Here is an 8,580-nt window from a genome sequence, read left to right on the forward strand (position 1 = left end):
TCGCAGGTCGGGCTTTGACGCGGATGCCGCGAATCTTGGGCTAATGCCGACCGACGTGCGGAGCAAGGCCACGCCACCGAACAATGCGAGCAGCCTCCATGCGCAGGTGTCATACATCGTGCGCACCGTGGGCAAGCTGCATGCCCGCCGATATTTGCGAGATCTCGTGGGCAGCGAACTGGTGCCTTTGCCTCACATGCTTGGCGTGTGATTCGCGTGGGTCATCCGTTGCATGCCAGTCGCTTCCGCCAAAGACCTTCGGACCAAAGCCCTGACAACCACTCCAGCGTAACAGGGCCATTGCCGGCGTCGCCGCAAGAAGAGGAAGCGCCGAAACTCGTCGTTCTCATGCCAGCGCGGGACTTCAAAGGGTATGAAACGGCTGTTCATCTGTTCATCTGGGCATCAGTCTGCAACGCAGTCGGCGCGTCAGCCGTGAAGAGAAGCACGACTCCCAGCGCCGACTGTGAAGACCACTAGCGGAATCTAAGAGTGCCTACATCTGTCTCCCAAACTGAAGCGACCCAGCAGACTGTTTCTCATCGGTCCGGCCCGCTACCCTTCATCGAGCCTAAACGACGGATGCGCCTCCACTGTCGGCCGCACGAGCGTCGCGCCAGCTGACCGGAGGAGGTGCGGTGACGATTGAGTCCAGCTTGGGCTCCGGCACGCGCAGCGCCTCGAGATCCGGTCGCGGACGACGTAGCACCGCGTCGGCGGCGAAGGCCTTCTCCAGCGCGAGCGATGCCGACAATACTTGCAGGTCGCCGCGGAAGGGGCCGACGATTTGCAACCCGAAGGGCATGCCCTTGCTGTCCGTGCCGCAAGGCAAGGACATCGCCGGGTGGGTCGTGAGCGTGACCACGTAGGTCAGCGCGAGCCAGCGATAGTAGTTGGACTGCTCCTGGCCATCGACCAGGTGTGCATACGGTTGCGTCCAGGGGAATGGCGAAACCGGCGTGGTCGGCGACAGCACCAGGTCGTACTCCGCAAAGGTGCTCTGGAAGCGCTGCTGGATGCGTGTCTGTTCGGCCTGCGCCCAAGCGCTGTCGAGCAGGCTCATCCTTGCGCCTATTTCGTAGTTGGCGCGCGAATTCACGCCAAGGCTGGCAGGATCCTTCTCGTAGGCCTCGCGCGTGCCGGCGACAAAGGCTTCGGCACGCAGCACGTCGAAGCAGCGGTGGACATCACCGAAGTCGAATCGCACTTCGTCGCACCGCGCGAACAGGTGTCGCATGGCGGCGATCTTCGCGGCGAATGTGGTCCTGATCTCGGGGTTCACGTCGCAGGTGCCGAAGTCGGTGGTGAAGGCCACGCGCAGCTTGCCCAGTTCGGCCGCCTGGGGGTTCAGGAAGGCCAGCGGGTCCAGTGGGTAGCTCAGCGGGTCACCGGCATGCATGCCTGCAGTGGCGGCCATTTGCAGACAGGCATCCGCGACGGTGCGGCCCATCGGACCGACGACCGAAATCGGCGTCCAGCCCAGCAGCTTGCGCACGCTGGGAATCACACCGGGTGAAGGCCGGAAGCCGACGACACCGCACTTGGAAGCCGGGATGCGAAGCGAGCCGCCGGTGTCGGAACCCGTGCACACCGGCAGCATGTCGCAAGCCAGCGCCGCCGCCGAGCCGCCGGACGAGCCACCGGCGTTCAGGTTGGGATTGAATGGATTGCCAGTCGCTCCCCAGACCGGATTGCGCGAATTGGCGCCTGCGCCCATCTCGGGCACGTTGGTCTTGCCGGCGACGATCGCACCGGCACGGCGCAGGCGCGCGACCAACTCGATGTCGCGGTCCGGCACGTGCCCACGGAACGCCGGCGAGCCGAACGTCGTGAGGAGGCCGGCGGTCGGCTCCAGGTCTTTCACACCCAGCGGCAAGCCGTGCAGCAAGCCGAGCGGCTCGCCTTTCAGAACGGCTTGTTCCGCAGCCAGGGCTTCGACGCGGGCACGGTCAAAGCAGGTGGCAGTGACGGCATTGATGAAAGGATTGACGGCTTCGATGCGGTCAATGCATGCCTCCAGCAGTTCGACCGGAGAGATGTCCTTGGCAGCAATCATTTGCCGCAGGTCCACTGCGGAATGCTCAACGAGCGCTGTCGTCGGGGATGTGTCGTTCACGGTTGCATCTTTCGAAATTGATCGCGCGGCGCTTCGGGTCCGCGTCAATCCGGCTGGATGTTGGCGCGCACGGCAACGGCACGCATGAGGGGCAGTTCGGCCTCAAGGTGCGCAGCGGCCTGGGCGGAGCCGATGAAGCCGGGCTCCACGCCCTGCTCTGCCAGCTTCGAGCGCACCGATGCATCGTCGACAGCGTCCTTGAGCGCCTTCTCCAGCTTGGCCTGCACCTCGGCCGGAAACCCGCGCGGACCGACAAACATGCCCCAACTGTCGAGCAGGACGCCCGGGTAGCCGGACTCAGCGAAGGTCGGCACGTTCGGCAGCAGTGCCGAGCGCTTGGAGGTGGTCACCGCGATGGCCTTGACCTTGCCGCTCTTGATCTGCGGCGCGGCGGCGGTCACGGTGTCGAAGGCGAAGGGCACCTGTCCCCCGATCAGGTCGGTCATGGCCGGGCCACTGCCTTTGTAGGGCACGTGGGTGAGCTTGATGCCCATGGCCTGCAGCGCCATTTCCGCGGCGAAGTGCGAACTGGTGCCAGCGCCGAAGGAGGCATAGGAGTACTTGTCGGGCGCAGCCTTGACAGCGGCGATCAGTTCCTTCGGGTTGCTGACCGGGACGCTGGTGTTGGCCAGCATCACCAGGGCAACGCGACCGACGATCCCGATCGGCTGGAAGCTCTTGACGGGGTCATATGGCAGCGACTTGCGAATGGCCGGGTTCAGCGTGTAGGTCGAGTTCGAACTCATCAGCAAGGTGTAGCCATCGGGCTTGGCATTGGCCACGTAGGCCGCGCCAATGGCGGTGCCCGCACCGGGGCGGTTGTCGATCACAACGCTTTGACCCAGCTTCTCGCCGAGCTTCTGGCCGATGACGCGGGCTTGCGCGTCGCCAGCACCGCCGGGTGGGAATGGCACGACGAGGGTGATCGGGCGCGATGGATAGGCGCCTTCTGCCGCAACGCCTGTCGCATTCAGCCCAAGGGCCAGGAGAGCGGCAAGACCAGCGGAGCGCAAGAGGTTGTGCATGGCGGTTGGCATGAATGCGAAAGTTGGGTTTCGGGACCGGATGGCTGATCGTAGAAAGGCTCATGCCCAGCAGCAACCGCAATGTTCAGAATCCATCGTTGCGATAAACTGAATCTTCATCAGGGTTTTCCAATGTCTAATGCTGTGAGTCGCCGAGTGTTGCAGGAAGCAGCGGTGCGCCACTTCCTGGAGGTGGTACGCACCGGTTCGGTCACTGCGGCGGCCGAGCGGCTGCACGTGGCACCTTCGGCCGTCAGCCGACATATCGCACGCCTGGAAAGTGAGCTCAACACACTGCTTTTCGAGCGCCGTGCGCGCGGCATGGTGCCCAATGCCGCCGGCGAGTTGCTGGCCGCGCATGCCAAACGCGCGTGGCAGGACATCGAGCGAGTGACCGATGACATCCAGGCCCTGCGCGGCTTGCAGACCGGTTGGGTCCGCATCGCCAGCACCGAGGGCTTCGCCTCCGAGTTCATCCCCAATGTGATCGCTGAATTCCAGCGCGAGTACGCGGGCATCCGCTTCGCGCTGGACGTATGCATGCAGGCGGATATTCCCAAGCTGGTGCGCGAAGGCGATGTGGATGTCGGCTTCACCGTCAGCACGAGTTCGGAGCGAGGCATCAATGTCGAGCTGCGGCATCCTTCGCCCATCCTTGCAATCATGGCCAAGGACCATCCGCTGGCTTCGAGGCGTCAACTTGCGTTGGCGCAACTTGTTGGCTATCCGATGGCCCTGCCCGGTCCCTACTCGACTTTGCGGCAGCTCTTCGACATCAGTTGCATCAGGCAAGGGCTGCAATGCGAGCCGGCGCTGTTGAGCAACAGGCTCGATGCAATGATCACCTTTGCCGCCGTCGGCGGAGGCGTCACGCTCAGCGGCGAAGCTGCCTTGCGTTCGCGCTTGAACGCAAAGCTCGTGGTCGCCATACCCCTGCGCGACCGGGAGATGAACGAGCGGCATTTCGAAGTGCAGACCATGGCCGGTCGCACGCTGCCGGGTGCATGCCGGGCATTCCTCGACCATTTGCGCGAGGTGCTGCGTCGGGATGGTTGAAATACCCCTGCGACGGCAGCGTTGCGATATGCGCAATCAAATTTTCTGATTATTGCCAAGACCAGTTCCCCTCGGCCTTCCATAATCGGTCGCTTCACATGAAGGACGTTTGATCATGGCTCAGGCACCCGCGCTCCCGTTCTCGAAAATTCGCCTGTCCAGAGGCTTGGCTTTCCTCTCCGGCGAGATTGCCTTTGCCGAGGACGACAGCATCCCCGAAGGCATTGCCGCACAGACCGCATTGGTGCTCAAGCGCATCGCGAACACGCTGGGCACCGCCGGTTTGGATCTGGACGATGTAGTGCAGGTCGCAGTGCATCTGGTCAACGAGACGGACTTCTCAGCGTTCAACGCCGAGTATCGACAGCACTTCAAGGACCCGCTGCCGGTGCGCACCACGGTCGTGGCCCGATTGCTCGCGCCGGGCGCCTTGCTTGAAGTCACCGTCACCGCGGCACAGCGCGACTGATCGAGACAAGGCGAGATGCCTACCGATGTATTGGTCCTTGGCGCCGGCATGGTCGGCGCTTGCACGGCCTTGCAGCTTGCGCGCCGGGGGCATTCAGTCGCGTTGGTGGACCGGCAGGCGCCGGGGCGCGAGACCTCCTATGGCAATGCGGGCATCATCCAGCGCGAAGCCGTCGAGCCCTATGCCTTCCCGCGCGAATGGTTGGCCATGTTCGACGTTGCCTTGAAGCGCGGCATTGACGTCAACTACCACCTCGGCGCATTGCCCGCGGTCGCGCCGCGGCTGGCGCGTTACTGGCATGCATCGGCGCCGAGGCGTTACGCCAGCATCGCCCGAGACTACAGCCGGCTGATCGAACACTGCCTGGTCGAGCACGATGCACTCATTGCCGAATCGGGCGCGTGCGACCTGGTGCGCAAGGAGGGCTACCGCTTCGCCTTTCGCACCCAGGCGGCAATGGACGAGGCCACAGCGCGAGCTGCCGACCTGCAGCAACGATATGGCGTGCGCCATGCAGTGCTGGATGGCGATGCACTTGCCAAGGCCGAGCCCGGCCTGCGTGCGCGGCTGCCCGGTGCATTGCATTGGCTGGATCCGTGGTCCGTCAGCGATCCGGGTGCGCTGGTCGAGCGTTATGTGCAGCGCTTCATCGACCTGGGCGGCCATGTGAGTCAGGGCAATGCCGACACGTTGCGCGAGGACGCTGGGGGTTGGCGGGTGCAGACGAAGGCCGGCCCGCTGCATGCGCGACACGCCGTGATTGCGCTTGGCCCTTGGGCTGCCGAGTTGACCAACGCACTGGGCTACAGCCTTCCGCTGTTCGTCAAACGCGGCTATCACCGCCATTACATCGGCGGTCCCGGCCTGCGGCTGCCGATGCTGGATGCGGAGCGTGGCCTTGTGATCGCGCCGATGGCGGCCGGCATGCGCATCACAACCGGCGCGGAATTCGCCCCTATTGGTGCACCCTCGACACCGGTGCAGCTTGCCAAGGCCGAGGCAGCAGCGCGCGAGTTGATAGACCTGCCGGTGCCAGTGGAGTCCGCGCCTTGGCTGGGGAATCGCCCCTGCACGGTCGACATGAAACCGGTCATGGGTCCCGCGCCGAAGCATCCCGGGCTGTGGTTCAACTTTGGCCACTCGCACCAAGGATTCACGCTGGGTCCGGTCAGCGGACGACTGCTGGCCGAGATGATCGAAGGCTCGAGGCCTCTGGTCGATCCGGCGCCTTACTCGCCGACACGATTTTGAGTTTCATGCCTGCTGCTTGCTCTTGCGATCTTCAGCTTTGATCTCGGGACCGGTCCTAGCGGGTGGATACCCGACAGTCACTTCATGGCCGAGACTGCCTGGCCGCCAAACTCGCTGATAGCGGCAGTTGGCCGGTAGCGCAAGCATGTGAAGATCAGCTACCGAGCACGGCCGCGAACTTGTAACCGCGGCCGTCACCAGCCATTCAATGTGGATGCCAGAAAGCAGCCGCTCGAAGCCTCTCTCGACCCGTAGCCGACTTACGCTAATCGGTAGTGCACGTAGGCCTCGCGCTGTCAACCGGACCTCTTTCTTGTGCCTCGCTTGGCCGCGCATCAGGTGATGGCGCGCTGTACGCAGAACCGTATTCCATGTGAAAGCGCTAGCACTGTCTTCTTGCTGAAGTTGTCGAGACCGTGAGGACGAAAAATGCCGCGCTGGTGCTTTGTAATGGACAGGGAATGCGGGAGAACGCTAACGTCGCCGAATGCTTGCCACGGCATCGTTCAAGGCTTCGAGCGACACGGGCTTGTTCAAGTGCAGGTCGAAGCCCGCGGCCCTGGACTTCGCCACTTCCTCGGGCCGTCCGAAGCCGGTGAGGGCAATCGCCCGCCATGGACGGCCATGCGGCAATTCGCGCAGCCGCATGATGAGTTCGAAGCCATCCATGCCGGGCATGGCGATGTCCGAGATGGCGAGGTCGAACTCGCCTTGCCTTGCTGCCTCAAGAGCCGCCTCGCCGCTGTCGGCGGTCGTGACCATGGCGCCTTCCAGGCCCAGAAGTTCGCTCAGGGTTTCGAGCGTGTGGGGGTCGTCATCCACGAGCAGGATGCGTTGATCGGCAGGCCCCGTGCGCGATCAGTTGGAAGCCGGGCACATTGCTGTCGAGCGTGCCCTCCAGCAGCGGAAGGCGCACTCTGAACACGGCACCCTTGCCCGGACCCGCGGAGTCCGCCTCGACACTGCCGCCGTGCAACTCCGCCAGGCTCTTGACGAGTGCCAGGCCGATGCCCAGGCCGCGCTCGCTGCGCGTGGTGGGCGGGTGGTCGCCCTGCTGGAACATGCCGAACACCTGCCCGAGAAAGCCCGGCGCGATCCCACGTCCGGTGTCCCGCACCTCCAGCAACGCCCAGGGACCATCGCGGGCGAGCCGCACCTCGATCGTGCCGCCCGGCGGCGTGAACTTCAGCGCATTGCTCGCGAGGTTCCAGAAGATTTGCTCGACCCGCACCACGTCCGCGAAGAGCACGAGATCCTCGGCTTGCACAGATAGCGACAGTTGCTTCGCCTCCGCGTCCTTGCGCAGTGCATCGGTGATCCGCTCGATGATGGGGCGCCATCGCACCGGCGATCGATTCAAGGCCAGCTTGCCGGTCTGCAGGCGCGAGAGGTCGAGCAGGTCATCGATGATCTGCGCCTGCGCATGGACCGTGCGGCGTATGGCGTCGGCGGCTCTCGAAAGCCGCGGCGAATCCTGTACCTCTGGCGAGCGGCCAATCAGCTCGGCGCTCACCAAGATGAGGTTCAGCGGGTTCTTGAGTTCGTGCGACATCACGGCCAGGAATTCATTGCGCAGGGCATTGGCCGCCTCGAGCTGCACGCGCACCTGCTTCTCGGCCTCGAGCAACTCCTCGCGCTGGCGCTCTAGCAGCCGGCGCTCGGTCAGGTCGCGGGCGATCTTCGCGAAGCCCTGCGCATTGCCTTCGACCAGCGTGGTGGTGATGCCACTGCAATAGAAGCGGCTGCCGTCCTTGCGCAGGTGCCAGCGTTCGTCGAGTGCGCGACCGTGCTCGCGGGCACCTTGCAGCTCCTGTTCCGGCATTCCGGCGGCACGGTCCTCCGGAACGAAGAGGCGGCGGAAATGCTCTCCCAGGATCTCATCGATGGTGTAGCCGAACATCAGCTCGGCCCCCTTGTTCCAGCCCGTGACGCATCCGGCCTCGTCCAGCGTGATGACCGCGAAATCCCGGGTGCTTTCCGCGACCAGGCGCAGCCGCTCGTCGCGTGCGCGCACCTGCTCCTGAGCCGCGCGGCGCTCGGTCACGTCGATGAAGTTGAGCACCGCGCCGTCGATGCGATCCTCTTTGGTGCGATAGGCCGAGACGCGCATGAGGTACCAGCGGCCATCGACGGACGCCACTTCGCGCTCCAGTGGCTGCAGCGTCGCCAGCACATGCAGGAGGTCTTCCGTGAAGTTCCCGCCGCGGTCCAGGCGATGCGTGATGTCGCCCAGGGACCGTCCCTTGTCGGTCGGGAGGATGTTGAAGATCAGTGCACTCAGGGGCGTAAAGCCATTGATGTGCATCTGCCGATCGACGAACACGGTGGCGATGTTCATCGAGGTGATCAGGTTGCTCAGGTCGTCGTTGATCCTGGCGGTTTCCTCGACCTTGTTCTTGAGCTCGAAATTGACCGTCGTGAGCTCCTCGTTGACCGACTGGAGCTCTTCCTTGCTGGTCTCGAGTTCTTCGGTCGCCGAACGAAGCTCCTCGTTCATCGACTGCAGTTCCTCGTTGGACGCGCGCAGCGCCTCGGTCGAACTGGCGGACTCCCCGATGCTGCCCTTCAACTCGCGTTGCAGCCGAAGCACCTCTTCCTCAAGGACCGTGTAGGCGGGCTCCGGCTCGCCCGCGCGTGCCTGCGCATCGGCGTCCGGCTGCAGC

8 protein-coding genes are annotated in these 8,580 nt (G+C 64.2%); 4 read left to right on the forward strand and 4 right to left on the reverse strand.

The window, feature by feature from the left end; all coding sequences use genetic code 11:
* Positions 1-211 (forward strand): hypothetical protein (locus WKW82_RS39710; RefSeq protein ID WP_340348525.1); only part of this gene is annotated, 211 nt, incomplete at its 5' end.
* Positions 212-571: 360 nt separating this feature from the next.
* On the opposite strand, the gene WKW82_RS39715 is transcribed toward WKW82_RS39710, so the two are convergent.
* Both WKW82_RS39715 and WKW82_RS39720 read right to left on the reverse strand, forming a co-directional pair.
* The gene (locus tag WKW82_RS39715) at positions 572-2,056 is read right to left on the reverse strand and encodes an amidase (RefSeq protein WP_340348716.1); all 1,485 of its coding nucleotides are present in this window, start codon (positions 2,054-2,056) and stop codon (positions 572-574) included.
* A 104-nt stretch (positions 2,057-2,160) separates the two neighbouring features.
* On the reverse strand, positions 2,161-3,141 hold the full coding sequence (locus tag WKW82_RS39720) for a Bug family tripartite tricarboxylate transporter substrate binding protein (RefSeq protein WP_340348717.1): 981 nt from the start codon (positions 3,139-3,141) through the stop codon (positions 2,161-2,163).
* A 144-nt stretch (positions 3,142-3,285) separates the two neighbouring features.
* On the opposite strand from WKW82_RS39720, the gene WKW82_RS39725 reads away from it, so the two are divergent.
* The 3 genes from WKW82_RS39725 to WKW82_RS39735 all read left to right on the forward strand — a co-directional run bounded on the left by WKW82_RS39725 (position 3,286) and on the right by WKW82_RS39735 (position 5,917).
* On the forward strand, positions 3,286-4,197 hold the full coding sequence (locus tag WKW82_RS39725) for a LysR family transcriptional regulator (protein ID WP_340348718.1): 912 nt from the start codon (positions 3,286-3,288) through the stop codon (positions 4,195-4,197).
* A 115-nt stretch (positions 4,198-4,312) separates the two neighbouring features.
* Positions 4,313-4,666, forward strand: coding sequence for a RidA family protein (locus tag WKW82_RS39730; protein WP_340348712.1), 354 nt, complete (start codon positions 4,313-4,315; stop codon positions 4,664-4,666).
* A gap of 15 nt (positions 4,667-4,681) precedes the next feature.
* Positions 4,682-5,917 carry an NAD(P)/FAD-dependent oxidoreductase gene (locus WKW82_RS39735; RefSeq protein WP_340348713.1) on the forward strand — a complete coding sequence of 412 codons (1,236 nt, stop codon included), beginning with the start codon at positions 4,682-4,684 and terminating at the stop codon, positions 5,915-5,917.
* 474 nt (positions 5,918-6,391) lie between these two features.
* Here the strand turns inward: WKW82_RS39735 and WKW82_RS39740 are convergent, their stop codons facing one another.
* Together WKW82_RS39740 and WKW82_RS39745 are read right to left on the reverse strand one after the other, a co-directional pair.
* Entirely contained in the window at positions 6,392-6,739 is a 348-nt protein-coding gene (locus tag WKW82_RS39740) for a response regulator (RefSeq protein ID WP_340348714.1), read from the reverse strand.
* Positions 6,732-8,580 (reverse strand): ATP-binding protein (locus WKW82_RS39745; RefSeq protein WP_340348715.1); only part of this gene is annotated, 1,849 nt, incomplete at its 5' end. The genes WKW82_RS39745 and WKW82_RS39740, both read right to left, overlap by 8 nt.

The sequence above is a fragment of the Variovorax rhizosphaerae genome (genome assembly GCF_037889975.1).
GTDB lineage: Bacteria > Pseudomonadota > Gammaproteobacteria > Burkholderiales > Burkholderiaceae_C > Variovorax > Variovorax rhizosphaerae.

Coding starts and splice junctions, on each gene's coding strand:
- WKW82_RS39715 (WP_340348716.1), bottom strand. CDS start 2,056: ATGATTGCTGCCAAGGACATCTCTCCGGTCGAACTGCTGGAGGCATGC.
- WKW82_RS39720 (WP_340348717.1), bottom strand. CDS start 3,141: ATGCACAACCTCTTGCGCTCCGCTGGTCTTGCCGCTCTCCTGGCCCTT.
- WKW82_RS39730 (WP_340348712.1), top strand. CDS start 4,313: ATGGCTCAGGCACCCGCGCTCCCGTTCTCGAAAATTCGCCTGTCCAGA.
- WKW82_RS39735 (WP_340348713.1), top strand. CDS start 4,682: ATGCCTACCGATGTATTGGTCCTTGGCGCCGGCATGGTCGGCGCTTGC.